This is a genomic window from Pseudomonas moraviensis subsp. stanleyae (genome assembly GCF_036283065.1).
GTDB lineage: Bacteria > Pseudomonadota > Gammaproteobacteria > Pseudomonadales > Pseudomonadaceae > Aquipseudomonas > Aquipseudomonas stanleyae.
In genome coordinates, this window is record NZ_JAADJI010000003.1 from 453,350 (window position 1) to 470,937 (window position 17,588).

Annotated in this window: 12 protein-coding genes; 7 read left to right on the plus strand and 5 right to left on the minus strand. The window is 61.1% G+C overall.

Features of this window, described 5'->3' with window-relative positions:
- Window position 1 precedes the first annotated feature (1 nt).
- Entirely contained in the window at window positions 2-661 is a 660-nt protein-coding gene (locus tag GXB78_RS07230) for a GntR family transcriptional regulator (RefSeq protein ID WP_039763015.1), read from the minus strand.
- A 268-nt stretch (window positions 662-929) separates the two neighbouring features.
- On the opposite strand from GXB78_RS07230, the gene xdhA reads away from it, so the two are divergent.
- From xdhA to guaD, 4 genes are all read left to right on the plus strand, one after another.
- Entirely contained in the window at window positions 930-2,384 is a 1,455-nt protein-coding gene (xdhA, locus tag GXB78_RS07235; RefSeq protein ID WP_329514907.1) for a xanthine dehydrogenase small subunit, read from the plus strand.
- Window positions 2,377-4,776 carry a xanthine dehydrogenase molybdopterin binding subunit gene (xdhB, locus tag GXB78_RS07240; RefSeq protein WP_329514908.1) on the plus strand — a complete coding sequence of 800 codons (2,400 nt, stop codon included), beginning with the start codon at window positions 2,377-2,379 and terminating at the stop codon, window positions 4,774-4,776. Before xdhA ends, xdhB begins: the two co-directional genes overlap by 8 nt.
- 118 nt (window positions 4,777-4,894) lie before the next feature.
- Window positions 4,895-5,752 carry a xanthine dehydrogenase accessory protein XdhC gene (gene xdhC, locus GXB78_RS07245; protein WP_329514909.1) on the plus strand — a complete coding sequence of 286 codons (858 nt, stop codon included), beginning with the start codon at window positions 4,895-4,897 and terminating at the stop codon, window positions 5,750-5,752.
- 13 nt (window positions 5,753-5,765) lie between these two features.
- Window positions 5,766-7,070 carry a guanine deaminase gene (gene guaD, locus GXB78_RS07250; protein ID WP_329514910.1) on the plus strand — a complete coding sequence of 435 codons (1,305 nt, stop codon included), beginning with the start codon at window positions 5,766-5,768 and terminating at the stop codon, window positions 7,068-7,070.
- Window positions 7,071-7,226: 156 nt separating this feature from the next.
- On the opposite strand, the gene GXB78_RS07255 is transcribed toward guaD, so the two are convergent.
- Window positions 7,227-7,991: a GntR family transcriptional regulator gene (locus GXB78_RS07255; RefSeq protein WP_007918375.1), complete on the minus strand. Its 765-nt coding sequence runs from the start codon at window positions 7,989-7,991 to the stop codon at window positions 7,227-7,229.
- A 353-nt stretch (window positions 7,992-8,344) separates the two neighbouring features.
- Between GXB78_RS07255 and GXB78_RS07260 the strand changes: the two genes are divergently transcribed.
- Complete coding sequence (locus tag GXB78_RS07260; protein WP_329514911.1) at window positions 8,345-9,535, plus strand: benzoate/H(+) symporter BenE family transporter; 1,191 nt, start codon at window positions 8,345-8,347, stop codon at window positions 9,533-9,535.
- A 247-nt stretch (window positions 9,536-9,782) separates the two neighbouring features.
- Here GXB78_RS07260 and GXB78_RS07265 read toward each other — a convergent pair whose 3' ends face one another.
- Window positions 9,783-10,127 (minus strand): YggL family protein, encoded by a 345-nt coding sequence (locus tag GXB78_RS07265; protein ID WP_016773843.1) that lies wholly within the window; start codon window positions 10,125-10,127, stop codon window positions 9,783-9,785.
- A gap of 233 nt (window positions 10,128-10,360) precedes the next feature.
- On the opposite strand from GXB78_RS07265, the gene dacB reads away from it, so the two are divergent.
- A complete protein-coding gene (dacB, locus tag GXB78_RS07270; RefSeq protein WP_039763007.1) occupies window positions 10,361-11,821 on the plus strand; it encodes a D-alanyl-D-alanine carboxypeptidase/D-alanyl-D-alanine endopeptidase in 1,461 nt (486 codons plus the stop codon).
- 157 nt (window positions 11,822-11,978) lie between these two features.
- Here dacB and GXB78_RS07275 read toward each other — a convergent pair whose 3' ends face one another.
- Together GXB78_RS07275 and rlmKL are read right to left on the minus strand one after the other, a co-directional pair.
- Window positions 11,979-14,363 (minus strand): sensor domain-containing diguanylate cyclase, encoded by a 2,385-nt coding sequence (locus GXB78_RS07275; protein ID WP_329514912.1) that lies wholly within the window; start codon window positions 14,361-14,363, stop codon window positions 11,979-11,981.
- Window positions 14,364-14,509: 146 nt separating this feature from the next.
- Entirely contained in the window at window positions 14,510-16,780 is a 2,271-nt protein-coding gene (gene rlmKL / locus GXB78_RS07280; RefSeq protein WP_329514913.1) for a bifunctional 23S rRNA (guanine(2069)-N(7))-methyltransferase RlmK/23S rRNA (guanine(2445)-N(2))-methyltransferase RlmL, read from the minus strand.
- Window positions 16,781-17,310: 530 nt separating this feature from the next.
- Here rlmKL and rmf point away from each other — a divergent pair.
- A complete protein-coding gene (gene rmf, locus GXB78_RS07285; RefSeq protein WP_003223300.1) occupies window positions 17,311-17,526 on the plus strand; it encodes a ribosome modulation factor in 216 nt (71 codons plus the stop codon).
- The last annotated feature ends 62 nt before the right edge of the window (window positions 17,527-17,588 follow it).

Here is a 17,588-nt window from a genome sequence, read left to right on the forward strand (position 1 = left end):
CTCAGGCAACCGTCAGCGCAGACACCACCAGATCGCAGCTGCGCTGGGCATACGCCGTGAGCACGATGCGGATCTGCGGCAAGTCACGGGCGAGCACGGCGGCGAGCAGGCGTTCGAACAGCTCGAGAAATTCGCTCATTTCTGCCTTGCGCTGTTCGAGGGCAAGAAAGTAGGCGCGGCTCATCGCCGGCTGGAGGTTCTCGACGGTTTCTTGCAGGTAGGGATTGTTGGCAAACGGATAGGCGGCGCGCATTACCGCGAAGCTGTCATCGACGAAGCTGCGGATATCACCGCGCTCGTAATTGGCGGTCAGGCGCTGCTGGATCTGCACGAACGGCGCCATGTCCGACTGCACTTGCCAGCCGTTGGCGACCGAATTGCCGAGCAGGATGTACAGCTCGCTCATCAGCGTGCACAGGCTCTGCACCTTGTGCGGCGTCAGCTCGGTCACGTGGGCGCCACGCCGCGGCAGGATCGCGATCAGGTGACGGCGCTCGAGGATCAGCAAGGCTTCGCGGACCGAACCGCGACTGACGTTGAGCGCCAGCGTGACCTTCTGTTCCTGGATGCGCTCTCCCGGCTTCATTTCGCCACGAATGATGCGTTCGGCGAGGTGGTGAGCGATTTGCTCGGCGAGGCTGTCCGGCGCCTTGAACGTCATGGTTGTCCTTCAAACTCTATCGATCTGCACAAGCGGCGCAGTGTAGCGCAAATGCACGGTCATGGCGGAGTGCCCACTCAGCGGTTTTTGGCACGAATCCCGCAAAAAAGCGCGGTGACCGATGAAGGTCAATACTGAATAGACACGCTGTTGATCGACGAAACGGATTTTCCTGACCTTTAAGTCAGAAAACCATTGACCGAAAAGTCAGACCTGCTAAATTCGGTTCACGTCGGTTAACAACAATAATGAGTCTGCGAGGCCTTCCGTGATCCAGTTTTTACTCAACCAGGAACTCCGTAGCGAGCACGCCCTGGACCCGAATCTGACTGTGCTCAACTACCTGCGCGAACACGTGGGCAAGTCCGGCACCAAAGAAGGTTGCGCCAGCGGCGACTGCGGCGCCTGCACCGTGGTGGTCGGCGAGTTGCAGACCGATGATACCGGGCGTGAACACATCCGCTATCGCAGCCTCAATTCGTGCCTGACCTTCGTCTCGTCCTTGCACGGCAAACAACTGATCAGCGTCGAAGACCTCAAGCACAAGGGCGAACTGCACAGCGTGCAGAAAGCCATGGTCGAGTGTCACGGTTCGCAGTGCGGCTTCTGCACCCCCGGTTTCGTCATGTCGTTGTTCGCCCTGCAAAAGAACAGCGATGCGCCGGACCAGGCCAAGGCCCACGAAGCGCTGGCCGGCAACCTCTGCCGCTGCACTGGCTACCGGCCAATCCTCGCCGCCGCCGAACAATCCTGCTGCGCCAAGCCACTGGATCAGTTCGACGCCCGCGAAGCCGAAACCATCGCCCGCCTCAAGGCCATCGCGCCGACCGATATCGGTGAACTCAACAGCGGCGACAAGCGCTGCCTGGTGCCGCTGACCGTCGCCGATCTGGCCGACCTCTACGATGCTTACCCTCAAGCCCGGCTGCTCGCTGGCGGCACCGATCTGGCGCTGGAGGTCACCCAGTTCCACCGCACCCTGCCGGTGATGATCTACGTCGGCAACGTCGCCGAAATGAAGCGCATAGAAACCTTCGCCGACCGCATCGAGATCGGCGCCGCCACCGCCCTCTCCGACTGCTACGAAGCGTTGAATGCCGAGTACCCGGACTTCGGCGAATTGCTGCACCGCTTCGCCTCGTTGCAGATCCGCAATCAGGGCACCCTGGGCGGCAACATCGGCAACGCCTCGCCGATCGGTGACTCGCCACCGCTGCTGATCGCTCTCGGTGCGCAGATTGTGCTGTGCAAAGGCGAAACCCGCCGCACGCTGAATCTGGAAGACTACTTCATCGACTACCGCGTCACGGCGCGCCAGGAAAGCGAATTCATCGAGAAAATCATCGTCCCTCGCGCCAGCGCCGAGCAGTTGTTCCGTGCCTATAAAGTGTCGAAGCGACTGGACGACGACATCTCCGCCGTCTGTGCTGCCTTCAATCTGCGCGTGGAAAATGGCGTGATCGCCGACGCTCGGGTGGCCTTCGGCGGCATGGCGGCGATTCCGAAACGCGCTGCGCACTGCGAAGCCGTGCTGGTCGGTCAGCCCTTCAACAACGCCGTGATCGAACGTGCCTGCGCCGCGCTGGCCGAAGACTTCACGCCGCTCTCGGACTTCCGCGCCAGCAAGGAATACCGCCTGCTCAGCGCGCAGAACCTGCTGCGCAAATACTTCATCGAACTGCAAACACCGCACATCGAGACTCGGGTGACCGCTTATGTCTAACCATCACGCCGTAGAGAAGACCCAGGCTGAACTGGCCGAACTGTTCGCCCAGGACCTGACCACCGGTGTCGGCCGCAGCGTCAAGCACGACAGCGCCGCCAAGCATGTGTCCGGTGAAGCGCAGTACATCGATGATCGCCTGGAATTCCCCAACCAATTGCACCTGTATGCACGCCTGTCGGACCGCGCCCACGCGAAAATCCTCAGCATCGACACGTCGCCGTGCTACGCCTTCGAAGGCGTGCGCATCGTCATTACCCACGAAGACGTGCCGGGCCTGAAAGACATCGGCCCGCTGATGCCGGGCGATCCGTTGCTGGCCATCGATGACGTGCAGTTCGTCGGCCAGCCAGTGCTGGCAGTCGCGGCGAAAGACCTGGAAACCGCGCGCAAAGCGGCGATGGCGGCGATCATCGAATACGAAGACCTTGAACCAGTGCTCGACGTCGTCGAAGCCCTGCGCAAGCGCCATTTCGTGCTCGACAGCCACACTCACCAGCGCGGCGACTCGGCTTCGGCACTGGCCACGGCTGAACACCGCCTCCAGGGCACGCTGCACATCGGCGGCCAGGAGCACTTCTATCTGGAGACACAAATCTCCTCGGTGATGCCCACCGAAGATGGCGGCATGATCGTCTACTGCTCGACGCAGAACCCGACCGAAGTGCAGAAACTGGTCGCCGAAGTGCTCGACGTGTCGATGAACAAAATTGTCGTCGACATGCGCCGCATGGGCGGTGGTTTCGGCGGCAAGGAAACCCAGGCGGCGAGCCCGGCGTGCCTGTGCGCAGTGGTCGCGCACCTCACCGGCCAACCGACCAAGATGCGCCTGCAACGGGTCGAAGACATGCTGATGACCGGCAAGCGCCACCCGTTCTATGTCGAGTACGACGTCGGTTTCGACAGCAGCGGCCGTCTGCACGGGATCAATATGGAGCTGGCCGGCAACTGCGGCTGCTCGCCGGACTTGTCCGCCTCGATCGTTGACCGGGCGATGTTCCACTCGGACAACTCGTACTACCTCGGCGATGCGACCATCAACGGCCATCGCTGCAAGACCAACACCGCCTCGAACACCGCTTATCGCGGCTTCGGCGGCCCGCAAGGCATGGTCGCCATCGAGGAAGTGATGGACGCGATTGCCCGGCACTTGAAGCTCGATCCACTGGCGGTGCGCAAGGCCAACTACTACGGCAAAACCGAGCGCAACGTCACCCACTACTACCAGACTGTCGAGCACAACATGCTCGAAGAGATGACTGCCGAACTGGAAGAAAGCAGCCAGTACGCCGAGCGGCGTGAAGCGATTCGCCGCTACAACGCCAACAGCCCGGTCCTGAAAAAAGGCCTGGCGCTGACCCCGGTGAAATTCGGCATTTCCTTCACGGCGAGTTTCCTCAATCAGGCCGGTGCGCTGATCCACATCTACACCGACGGCAGCATCCACCTGAACCACGGCGGCACGGAAATGGGTCAGGGCCTGAACACCAAAGTCGCCCAGGTCGTGGCCGAAGTGTTCCAGGTGGAAATCGACCGTGTGCAGATCACCGCGACCAACACCGACAAGGTGCCGAACACCTCGCCGACCGCGGCCTCCAGCGGCGCTGACCTGAACGGCAAGGCTGCGCAGAATGCAGCGCAGACCATCAAGCAACGCCTGATCGAATTCGCCGCGCGGCACTACAAGGTCAGCGAAGAAGACGTCGAATTCCGCAACGGCCACGTGCGTGTGCGCGAACAGATCCTGACCTTCGAGGCGCTGATCCAACAGGCGTATTTCAACCAGGTCTCGCTGTCGAGCACCGGGTTCTACAAGACGCCGAAAATCTATTACGACCGCAGTCAGGCTCGGGGCCGTCCGTTCTATTACTTCGCCTTCGGCGCAGCCTGCTGCGAAGTGGTCGTCGACACCCTGACCGGTGAATACAAGATGCTGCGCACCGACATCCTGCATGACGTCGGCGCGTCGCTGAACCCGTCGATCGACATCGGTCAGGTCGAGGGCGGTTTCATTCAGGGCATGGGCTGGCTGACCATGGAAGAGCTGGTCTGGAACAACAAGGGCAAGCTGATGACCAATGGCCCGGCCAGTTACAAGATCCCGGCGGTGGCGGACATGCCGCTGGATCTGCGGGTGAAGCTGGTGGAAAACCGCAAGAACCCGGAAGACACGGTGTTCCACTCCAAAGCCGTCGGCGAACCGCCGTTCATGCTCGGCATCGCCGCGTGGTGCGCGATCAAGGACGCGGTGGCGAGCCTCGGTGATTATCAGCATCAGCCCAAAATCGACGCGCCGGCCACCCCGGAGCGGGTGTTGTGGGGGTGTGAGCAGATGCGCCAGTTGACGGCTGTCAAAGCTGTAGAAGCTGAAACCGAGCTGGCTCCGCTCTAGGACCGAGGCGCGGCCATTCGCGAGCAGGCTCGCTCCCACATTTGGAATGCATTGCCAATGTGGGAGCGAGCCTGCTCGCGAAGAGGCCGGCACAGACAACGAAGATGTCGAGGTGAACATGTACAACTGGATCGACGCCCTCGCCGACCTGCAGAACCAGGGCGAGCCCTGTGTGCTGGTGACGATCATCGAAGAACTCGGCTCGACGCCACGCAACGCCGGCTCGAAAATGGTCGTCAGCGCCGAGCGCCTGTTCGATACCATCGGTGGCGGGCATCTGGAATTCAAAGCCATGCAGATCGCCCGCGAGATGCTCGCCAGCGCCAGGCAGGACACGCATCTGGAGCGCTTCAGCCTCGGTGCCAGCCTCGGTCAGTGCTGCGGCGGCGCCACGGTGTTGCTGTTCGAACCGATGGGCCAGGTGCAAGCGCAGATTGCCGTGTTCGGTGCCGGCCACGTCGGCCGCGCCCTCGTGCCGCTGCTGGCCAGCCTGCCCTGCCGGGTGCGCTGGATCGATTCGCGCGAGGCCGAGTTCCCTGAACACATCCCTCACGGCGTGCGTAAAATCGTCAGCGAAGAGCCGGTGGATGAAGTCGATGACTTGCCCGCCGGCAGCTACTGCATCGTCATGACCCACAACCATCAGCTCGACCTGGAGCTGACCGCTGCGATTCTCAAGCGCAACGATTTCACCTGGTTCGGCCTGATCGGCTCGAAAACCAAACGTGCCAAATTCGAACACCGCCTGCGCGACCGCGGTTTCGACCCGAGCGTGGTGCAACGCATGCGCTGCCCGATGGGCATCGGCGAAGTCAAAGGCAAATTGCCTGTGGAAATCGCCATCTCCATCGCCGGCGAAATCATCGCCACTTATAACGCCAACTTCGGCCAGCACAGCGCCCGCGCCGAACCGATTGCCCGACTGCTGCCCGCCTCGCGCCGCAGTCAGGCGGCCAAACTCAAAGCCTCAAACTGATTAGAGAACCCTCATGCCTCTGACTCGCAAAGCCTACCGCGCCGCCATCCTGCACAGCATTGCCGACCCCGCCGAAGTCGGCATCGAAGCGTCCTATGAATATTTCGAGGATGGCCTGCTGGTGGTCGATGACGGCAAGATCAGCGCCCTCGGCCACGCCAGCGACCTGTTGCCTACCCTGCCGGCGGATATCGAGATCAACCATTATCAGGATGCGCTGATCACTCCGGGCTTCATCGACACGCACATTCACCTGCCGCAGACCGGCATGGTCGGCGCCTACGGCGAGCAATTACTCGATTGGCTGAACACTTACACCTTCCCCTGCGAAAGCCAGTTTGGCGACAAGGCCCATGCCGACCAAGTGGCGGACATCTTCATCAAGGAACTGCTGCGCAACGGCACCACCACGGCGCTGGTGTTCGGCAGCGTGCATCCGCAGTCAGTCAATTCGTTTTTCGAAGCGGCCGAAAAGCTCGATCTGCGCATGATCGCCGGCAAGGTCATGATGGACCGCAATGCCCCGGACTATCTGGTCGATACCGCCGAATCCAGCTACGTTGACAGCAAGGCGCTGATCGAGCGCTGGCATGGCAAGGGCCGTTTGCACTATGCGGTGACGCCGCGCTTCGCCCCCACCAGTACGCCGGAACAACTGACCCTGGCCGGGCAACTGCTGACGGAGTATCCGGATCTGTACATGCAGACCCACATCAGCGAAAACCTCAAGGAAATCGAATGGGTCAAGGAGCTGTTCCCGGAGCGCAAGGGCTACCTCGACGTCTACGATCACTACCAGTTGCTCGGCGAGCGCTCGGTGTTCGCTCACGGCGTGCATCTGTGTGACGACGAATGCGCGCGGCTGGCGGAAACCGGCTCGGCGATCTCGTTCTGCCCGACCTCTAACCTGTTCCTCGGCAGCGGCCTGTTCAATTTGCCGATGGCCGAGAAGCACAAGCTCAATGTCGGCCTCGGCACCGACGTCGGCGGCGGCACCAGTTTCTCGCTGCTGCAGACGCTGAACGAAGCTTACAAGGTGATGCAACTGCAGGGCGCGCGGCTGAGCCCGTTCAAGTCGCTGTACTTGGCGACGCTGGGTGGCGCGCGGGCGCTGCGTCTGGAAGACAGGATCGGCAACTTGCAACCGGGCTCCGATGCCGACTTCCTGGTGCTGGATTACAACGCCACGCCGCTTCTCAGCTATCGCTTGAAGCAGTCCAATAACATTGCCGAGACGTTGTTTGTACTGATGACGCTGGGCGATGACCGCACGGTGGCGCAGACGTATGCGGCGGGGACGTTGGTGCATCAGCGCTAGTTTTTTCCAGGGCATAAAAAATCCCCCGGTGGTGTGTACCCCGGGGGATTTTTGTTGGCCGTCAGATTGTCTTCGCGAGCAGGCTCGCTCCCACCTTTGAAATGCATTCCCCTGTGGGAGCGAGCCTGCTCGCGAAAGCCGCGACTCGGTTTCAGATCAGAGCTTGGCCGCTGGACGCCCCGGCTTCTTGGTCTGCAACAAATGCGAGAACACCGCGTGCAGATCATCCGACGCGCCTTCCTCGTCGAGGTTGAGTTTGCTGTCGATGTGATCCATGTGATGCATCATCAGGTTCACCGCCAACTCGCCGTCGCGCTTTTCGATGGCGTCGATCAACTGGGTGTGTTCGTCGTACGAGCAATGCGAGCGGTTGCCGCTTTCGTACTGGGCGATGATCAGCGAGGTCTGCGAAACCAGGCTGCGCTGGAAGCTGATCAACGGTGCGTTCATCGCCGCTTCCGCCAGTTTCAAGTGGAACTCACCCGAGAGACGAATACCGGCGCCGCGATCGCCACGGGAGAAACTGTCGCGCTCATCATTGACCATCTGCCGCAGTTCGGCGATCTGCTCGGCGGTGGCGTGTTGCACGGCCAATTCAGTGATCGCCCGCTCGACCAGACGCCGAGCGAGAAACACCTGACGCGCTTCTTCAACGCTCGGGCTGGCGACCACCGCGCCACGGTTTGGCCGCAACAGCACCACGCCTTCATGGGCCAGACGCGACAGCGCGCGGCGAATGATGGTGCGGCTGACCCCGAAGATTTCCCCCAGCGCTTCTTCGCTCAATTTCGTGCCGGGCGCCAGACGCTGTTCGAGGATGGCCTCGAAGATATGCGCGTAGACAATATCGTCCTGGGTCCCGCTGCGGCCGGCTTTGCCTGCACGCGGTTGTTTCTTGAGGGGTTGCAACTGTTCGTTCATGGGCACTCGAGTCGGGAAAACTGCGGCGAATAGACCGTGACTGTAATACGGCACAGTAGGTCGCTGGCAAGTATCGCGTAAAAAACAGCGCGATTGTACACAATGAATGGTGGCAACACGACTGTACGGCTGTTTGCGCCTGCGGCTGTATTGCAACGGTTTGTCAGGTTTGAGTTTAGGCTTGATCGCAGAATCCGCTGCTTGAACACCGCCTGCCCTGTAGGAGCTGCCGAAGGCTGCGATCTTTTGACCTTGATTTTGAAAAGCAAGATCAAGAGATCGCAGCCTTCGGCAGCTCCTACAGGGGATGTGTTGTGGCGGACATCTCCATTGGTATAAGGAACAGCGCCGTCATGACCGACGCCACCCACGCCCGCCTGCGCCCGCTGGCCGATACTTCGCCTTCCGCCATCGTCGCCGGTTTCATCGCGATGATGACCGGCTACACCAGTTCGCTGGTGCTGATGTTCCAGGCCGGGCAAGCGGCCGGCCTGAGCAGCGGGCAGATTTCCTCGTGGATCTGGGCGATCTCGATCGGCATGGCGGTGTGCTCGATCGGCCTGTCGCTGCGCTATCGCACACCGATCACCATCGCCTGGTCGACCCCCGGCGCGGCGTTGCTGATCACCAGCCTGGGCGGTGTCAGCTACGGCGAGGCGATCGGCGCCTACATTACCTGCGCGGTACTGGTGACGATTTGCGGCCTGACCGGCAGCTTCGAACGGCTGGTGAAAAAGATCCCGGCTTCCCTGGCGGCGGCATTGCTCGCAGGGATTCTGTTCAAGATCGGCAGCGAAATCTTTGTCGCCGCGCAACACCGCACCGGGCTGGTGCTGGGGATGTTCTTCACCTATCTGCTGGTCAAACGCCTGTCGCCGCGTTATGCCGTGCTCGCGGCGCTGCTGATCGGCACCGCACTGTCGGGTTTGATGGGATTACTGGATTTCAGCGCTTTTCATCTGGAAGTGGCGACGCCGGTGTGGACCACGCCGCATTTCTCCCTGGCCGCAACCATCAGCATCGGCATTCCGCTGTTCGTGGTGGCGATGACCTCGCAGAACATGCCCGGCATCGCGGTGCTGCGTGCCGATGGCTATAACGTCCCGGCCTCGCCCCTGATTACCACCACCGGCATTGCCTCGCTGTTGCTGGCGCCGTTCGGCTCCCACGGCATCAACCTCGCTGCCATCAGCGCGGCGATCTGCACCGGCCCGCACGCCCATGAAGACCGCAACAAGCGCTACACCGCGGCGGTATGGTGCGGGGTGTTCTATGGGATTGCCGGGGTGTTCGGCGCCACATTGGCGGCCCTGTTTGCCGCGTTGCCGAAAGAACTGGTGCTGTCGATTGCCGCACTGGCGCTGTTCGGCTCGATCATCAATGGTTTGAGCATCGCCATGAGCGAGCCGAAGGAACGGGAAGCTGCACTGATCACCTTTATGGTCACCGCGTCGGGGCTGACGCTGTTTTCCATTGGCTCGGCGTTCTGGGGGATTGTTGCGGGGGTGGTGACCTTGCTCATCCTGAACTGGCGCAAAGCTTAAGGCACAAGATCAAAAACCCCTCACCCTAGCCCTCTCCCGGAGGGAGAGGGAACTGACCGCGTTGATTGCCCGGCTTATGCCGACGAGAGATACCGAGTCGAACTCGAATCCTGAAAAGCCCAACAATCGGCTCCCTCTCCTTGGGGAGAGGGCTGGGGTGAGGGGTGAATCCACCACTGAATCCAAGTCGAACACCCAAACCCAGACGAAAAAAAACGGCGACCCGAAGGTCGCCGTTTTTTCAGTATCACTTGGCCGCGTTGATCGGCTTTTCCGGATACCACACGTCCAGCAGCGGGCTGACTTCGTACTTGGTCAGCTCGGAGCGGTTTTTCAGCCAGGCTTCAACGGCAGCGCGCTGCTCTTCGTTGACCGAGCCACGCTTCTGCAGGCATACCAGACCGAAGTCGTCGCCGCCAACATAACCCAGACCGTTGGCTTCCATGGCTTCTTTGATGAATGCTTCGAGGAAAGCGTCAATGGCTTCTTCGGACAAGTCTTCTTTGAAGTCCAGGTTCAGTTCGAAACCCAGCTCTTGAAATTCATCCACGCACAGTTTTTTGCGCAGACGCTGGGAACGGTTAGTCGCCATTGGAACAATCCTCTTAAGTAATAACGGCCGGCACTTTACCAGTTTAAGCCGGCGATTGCCCGACTCTCTGGCTGCTACGGCCGACCGCCTGTAAAAAAATAACCCCTTGGCTGGCCCTGACACGGCACAAGCTGTTACAGCTTGGGGCATAATGCCGACACTTTCATGACCACTGAGGGCCTTTTCATCCATGTCCTCGTCTTTCCCCCCTCTTTTGCAGGGTTTTATTGCATATGATCAAATCGTTGCGTCCACTGTTTCTCGCTGGCCTTCTTCTGCCTTTGGCCCTGCCCGTTTCCGCTGCCACCATCAACACTTCCCTCACCCCGAACGTCGAAAAAGCCCTCAAGGCCAGCAAGCTGCAGCCCACCGCGCTGTCGCTGGTGATGGTGCCGCTCGACGGTCCGGGCACGCCGACCGTGTTCAACGCCGATGTGTCGGTCAACCCGGCCTCGACGATGAAACTGGTCACCACCTACGCGGCGCTGGAAATGCTCGGCCCCAACCATCAGTGGAAAACCGAGTTCTACACCGATGGCGACCTCAGCGGCGGCATCCTCAACGGCAACCTCTACCTCAAGGGCGGCGGTGACCCGAAGCTGAACATGGAAAAACTCTGGCTGCTGATGCGCGACCTGCGCGCCAACGGCGTGACCCAGATCACCGGCGATCTGATCCTCGACCGCAATTTCTTCGTGCAGCCGCAACTGCCGGAATTCAACGATGACGGCAACGACGACAACAAGCCGTTCCTGGTCAAGCCCGACTCGCTACTGGTCAACCTCAAGGCCCTGCGCTTCGTCGCGCGCAATGACGGTGGGCGCGTGCTGATTTCGGTAGAACCGCCAATTGCCAGCATCCGCATCGAAAACACCGTCAAGGCGCTGCCATCCAAGCAATGCACCGGCGGCGTGCGCTACAACCCGGTGCCGCAGGCCGATGGCAGCGTGACCGTTACCGTCGGCGGCCAGTTGGGTGAAGGCTGCAGCTCGCAGACTTACCTTTCGCTGCTCGACCACGCGACCTACACCGCCGGCGCCGTGCGCGCGATCTGGAAGGAACTGGGCGGCAGCATCCAGGGCAAGGATCGTCTGGCGCCAACGCCAAGCAGCGCCAAACTGCTTGCCCGCGCGTACTCGCCGGATCTGGCCGAGATCATCCGCGACATCAACAAATACAGTAACAACACCATGGCTCAGCAGCTGTTCCTCAGCCTTGGCCAGCGTTTCCGCAACGACGCCGACGGTGACGACGCCCGGGCCGCGCAGCGCGTGGTGCGTCAGTGGCTGGCGAAGAAAGGCATTACCGCGCCGCATCTGGTGATGGAGAACGGCTCCGGCCTGTCGCGGGCCGAGCGAGTCAGCGCACGTGAGATGGCCAACATGCTGCAGGCCGCCTGGCACAGTCCGTATGCCGCCGAATACATCAGCTCGCTGCCGATTGCCGGTACCGACGGCACCATGCGCAAACGTCTGAAAACCACAGCGATGCGCGGCGAAGCCCACGTCAAGACCGGTACTCTGAACACCGTGCGCGCAATCGCCGGTTTCAGCCGTGACGTGAACGGCAATACCTGGGCGGTGGTGGCGATTCTCAACGACAAGGCGCCGTTCGGTGCTTCGTCCGTGCTCGATCAGGTGCTGCTGGATCTGTACAAACAGCCGAAACTGCCGCAGACCGCTTCGGTCCTGTAAGCGCGGCAGATTCAATTGTGGGAGCGAGCCTGCTCGCGAAGGCGTCGGTTCAGTCAGCTTGTTCAGTGACTGACACACCGCTTTCGCGAGCAGGCTCGCTCCCACAGGAAATCAGCGCCAGGGCCCATCTGCCCACCTGTCCCACAGGTCAGGTGATTCAGCTCATCTCCCGCTCAACCCGATCCCGGCCATTCTGCTTCGCTGCATAAACCCCTGAGTCAGCACGCAAGAGCAACGCATCCGCGCCCTCCCCCGGGCGCCAGCTGGCGATGCCGAAGCTGGCGGTGACCACGCCGACCACGTCCACCGGCGCGCTGCGCAGGCCTTCCCACAATTCCATAGCCAGGATGTAGGCGTGTTCGCCATCGATGTCCGGGCACAGCACCATGAATTCTTCACCGCCCAAGCGGCAGAACACGTCGGTGCGGCGCAGGCGATGGCCAATCCTCTCGCACACCGCTTGCAGCACACGGTCGCCGACGGCGTGGCCGTAGTGATCGTTGATGCGTTTGAAATGGTCGATGTCGAGCATGATCACCGACAACTCGCCGCCGCCCCGCTCGACCCGAGCCATTTCGGTGGTCAGGCGCTCCTGGAAATAGCGGCGGTTGTGAATGCCGGTCAGCGAATCGGTGATCGACAACGCACGCAATTCTTCTTCCACGCGCTTGAGGTCGGAAATGTCCGAGATGTAGCCGTGCCAGAGCACCCCGCCGCCCGGCAGCTCCTCCGGTGTCGCCTCACCGCGCACCCAGCGCAAGCCGCGCTCGGGCAACTGCACCCGGTATTCCTCACGCCACGGGCTGAGATTTTCCGCCGACTCGCGGATCGAGCTGCGCACACGAATCGCGTCCTGCGGGTGGATGCGGCTGAAGATCGCCTCGGAGTCGAGCAAGAGCACATCCGGCTCCAGCTCGTAGATTTCACGGATGCCATCGCTGGCGTAGATCACGCTGAAGCGCCCGTCGAATTCCATCTTGAATTGGTAGATGCCACCGGGAACATGGGCGCTGAGCTTCTTCAGCAACGTGTCGCGTGCTGCCAACACCTCGTGCACGCGCTTGCGCTCGGTGATATCGATGCAGATTGCCAGATGCCCGACCCACAAGCCCTGCTCGTCGAGTACCGGGGTGGCGAGCATGTTCACCGGCAGATGACTGCCATCGCTGCGCACCAGCGTCCATTCGCGTGCTTCATGACCGCCGACTTCGCCGCCCTCGACCAGCATCGCGTGGCAGGTCGGAATGTTTTTGCCGTAGCGCGCGCTCAACTCGGCCGAACGCGCCGCCAGTTCCCGGGGCAAATGCAGGTTTTCCAGGGTCATCCGCCCAACGACTTCGGCGCTGCTGTAGCCGAGCATCTGTTCAGCGCCGGGGTTGAAGGTGTTGATCACACCGCGCAGATCGGTGGCGATGATCGCGACCTGAGTGGCGGCATTCAGCACGCCGCGCAACTGCCCATGGGTGCCGCGCAGTTCCTGCTCGCGCTCATGCAATTCCTGGGTGCGCACCTCGACCAGACGCACCGCGCGCTGACGCTGGCTGACCAGCACGTATAGCAAGGCACTGAGCAGCGCGCTGAGCAAGCCACCCAGAATGACCACGCTGCCTACAGAGGAATGATTGGCCTGCATGAACGCGTAGCTCGGCAGGATATCGACCTGATAGTCGTGGTCGGCCATGCGCAGCAATCGCGTCGCCGCCAGATCGCCGGGCACCGCCTCGTTGGTCGATTCGAACAGCGCCTCGTGCTGCCCCTGGGTCGACAAGTCGAGAATGCGCACCGACAGGTAATCGTGCAGGGCATCCGGCAGACCGTCAGCGAGCAACTGGCGCATGCTGATCACCGCCATCACATAGCCGAACGGCTGCGCCTCTCCAGCGCGACTGACCGGCGCCAGCAACAACACCCCACGCGCGTACGACGGCTCGATCCCCACCAGATGCATCGGCTTTGACACCGCCATGCTGCCCAGTTGATCGGCGCGTTGCAGGGTCTCGCGGCGCAAGGGTTGGGCGAGCAAGTCGTAACCCAACGGTGGCGCCAGTCGGCTCTGGGTCTGGGTGTACAGCACCGGCACGTATTCGTCGCGCGGCGTCGCCAATTGCAGCTCACCCTTGGCGTCCAGTTCGCGAATGGTGAAATTGCTCAGGCCTTCATCGCGCACCTGCTGTTCGAACGCGGCCCGGTCAGCACCGCTGACTCTCGGCGCGTAGGTATAGGCTTGGGTGCGTAGCAACAAGGGTCGGGAGTAACCGTCGAATTCGGCGCGGGACACCGATTCGGAGTTGGTGAAAAACCGGCGCAGGCCATCGAGACGTTGCTCCTGGTCCTGAAAACGTTCGGCGATGCGGCTGTAGCGTTCATTGGCCAGCAGTTGAAAGCGCTGACGCGATTGTTGCTGAAACTGATTGTGGGTGCCCCACGCGAGCAGCCCGGTGAGAATCCCGCCGGCAAGCAATACCAGCAAAGCGACCAGCCAGGCTGAGACGTCTTCGCTGATAAAACCGAGAATTTTCGGGCGCACGGGGTGCAACGGCATAAGCACAACTCACTCCGCCAGATTCCCGGGAAAAACCCCATTGGCGGTGTGTGAGTTATAGCTATTAGCCACTAATTTAGCCAGCACCGCAGGATCCACGGAGCCGTTAAAAATCAAGGCTCTGTGGATCCAACGGGGGTCAAGCGTCAACGAGCCGTGATTTTCCAGGCGCGGTGGATCTTGGTATTGCGGGCGAAATCCGGATCAATGGTCTGCGCGCTGATTTCCTCGACCGCATAGCGCTCGGCGAGATTCTCTTCCAATTGGAACTTGCGGAAGTTGTTGGAGAAATACAGCACGCCCACCGGTGCCAGACGCGCCATCGCCAAGTCGATCAACTGCACTTGATCGCGCTGCACATCGAAGATGCCTTCCATGCGCTTGGAGTTGGAGAACGTCGGCGGGTCGATGAAGATCAGGTCGTACTCGTCGCGGCTGCTTTCCAGCCACGCCATGACGTCGCCCTGCTCGAGGCGGTTCTTGTCCGAAAAACCGTTCAGCGACAGGTTGCGACGGGCCCAGTCCAGATAGGTTTTCGACAGATCGACGCTGGTAGTGCTGCGCGCGCCGCCCTTGGCCGCGTGCACACTGGCAGTCGCGGTGTAGCAGAACAGATTGAGGAAGCGCTTGCCGGCGGCCTCTTTCTGAATGCGCATGCGCATCGGCCGGTGATCGAGGAACAGGCCGGTGTCGAGGTAGTCAGTGAGGTTGACCAGCAACTTCACGCCGCCTTCATTGACCTCGACGAACTTGCCCTGGGCAGCCTGACGTTCGTACTGCTTGGTGCCGCTCTGCCGCTCGCGGCGTTTGACCACCACGCGGTTCTTGTCGACATTCAACGCCTGCGGAATGGCCGCCAGCGCATCGAACATACGCGCCGAGGCTTTTTCCGGGTCGATGGATTTCGGCGCGGCGTATTCCTGGACGTGCACCCAGTCGTGGTACAGGTCGATGGCCATCGCGTATTCCGGCATATCGGCATCGTAAACGCGGTAGCAATCGATGCCTTCGCGTTTGACCCACTTGCCCATCGCCTTGAGATTCTTTTGCAGACGGTTGGCGAACATCTGCCCGCCTTCGCTCAAGCGCGGTTGCTCGATCACCGGCGCCGGAGCTGGCGTCGGCTTGATCGGGTTGCCGTTCTTGTTGAACTTGCGCTCTTGCGGCTCGTCCGGGGTCTGGTCGTAAGCTGCTTGCTCGCGCTCGGCCTGACGCTGTTCCGGGGTGCGGCGTTCGCCAGTGACGAACTGATCCGGCAAGACCTTGATCAGCAACAGCTTGCACGGCAGCGCGCCGTTCCAGAACGAATACTGTTTGTGGCTGCGGATGCCCATGCGCTTGCCCAGATCCGGGGCGCCGGTGAACACCGCCGCTTCCCAGTTCAGGCAGGCCTGACGCAGACGCTCGCCAAGATTCTGGTAGAGATACAGCAGGCTGGCTTCGTCACCGAGACGCTCGCCGTACGGCGGGTTGCAGATCACCAGACCTTTCTGGTTCTGGTCCGGGCGCGGCTCGAAGGTCGCCACTTCGCCCTGATAGATCTTGATCCACTCGCTGAGGCCCGCGCGCTCAACGTTGTTGCGGCCTGGCTGAATCAGCCGTGGATCGGCTTCATAACCGCGAATCCACAGCGGTGGCTTGGCCAGACCGGCAGCGGCGCGCTCGACGGCTTCTTCATGAAGTTTTTTCCACAGCGCCGGCACGTGACCTAGCCACGCGGTAAAGCCCCACTGCTCGCGACGCAGGTTCGGCGCCATGTCGGCGGCGATCATCGCCGCTTCGACGAGGAACGTACCGACACCGCACATCGGGTCAGCCAGCGCACCGCCCTCGGCGGCAATACGCGGCCAGCCGGAACGGATCAGGATGGCGGCGGCGAGGTTTTCCTTCAGCGGCGCCGCGCCCTGCTGCAAGCGATAGCCGCGCTGGTGCAGGCTGTGGCCGGAGAGGTCGAGGGAGAGAATCGCTTCGCCGCGATCCAGACGCAGGTGAATGCGCAGGTCCGGGTTGAGCTTGTCGATCGACGGACGGTCGCCCTGCGGGGTGCGCAGTTTGTCGACGATGGCGTCTTTGACTTTCAGCGCGCCGAAGTGGGTGTTATCGATGCCCGAGCCGTGGCCGCTGAATTCGACGGCCAGGGTGCCGTCGCTGAGCATGTGATCCTGCCAGTCGATGTCGAGCACGCCGTGGTAGAGGTCTTCGGCGTCCTTCATCGGGAAACGCTTGAGCACCAGCAACACGCGGTTGGCCAGGCGCGACCAGAGGCACAGGCGATAGGCGGTTTCCATGGTTGCCATGCCACGCACGGCAGAGGTGTGCTCGCGCGCTTCTTCAAGGCCAAGCCCGACGGCTTCCTCGATGAGCAGGCCTTCAAGGCCTTTGGGGCAAGTGAGGAAGAGTTCGAAACGATCGGACATGGTAATTCCAGAGCCTTTGGCTAGTGGGCCGGCAACGCATTGCCGACCCGGTTTTCAATCAGGCGCTTTTCTGAAAGAGCGCCCGCGTGGCACGAAGGTGTGCCGTTCCATCCCCGCTGCTCGGGTTAAAAGAGCTTAGATGCCGGGACAGATAAAAAAGTTGGTGAAACAAAAAGACTGAAAGCGACCCTTCGTCGAATAGTACCCAAGCGCAAACGTGGGTCATTCTCACTTAAGGATCGACCTGCTGAATCAGCGGGGCGCCGATCATACCGGGGTTTGCGCAATGAACGTTGAATAAATAAGCGGTTACTTATCGCCATAGCATCCTTTCAGTTACGTGCTTATGACAAAACGATCATTCCCTCGATGTGACTCATTGGTTAGAACTGAGCACAGGTTGACGTCGCAACGGCGTCAACACCTTGGCTCGCCACGCCGGCAGCGAGCCGCACGATGGCAGGTTTTTTCTGCCAGACCTCAATTGAGGTCAACGCGACACTACAGTCAACAAGTGAGGGAAACACCCTATGAGAAGACTTAAGCGTGATCCGTTGGAAAGAGCATTTTTGCGCGGATATCAATATGGCGTTGGTGGCAAATCCCGTGAGCTTTGCCCATTTACTCTACCGTCGGTACGTCAAGCCTGGATCAACGGCTGGCGAGAAGGACGCGGCGACAACTGGGACGGTATGACCGGCACTGCGGGAATCCACAGACTCAACGAACTTCACGCCGTCGGCTGACACAGGGCATTTATTCCGACACGACAATCTGAATCTGCACTGAATTAACCACGCACGTCCCT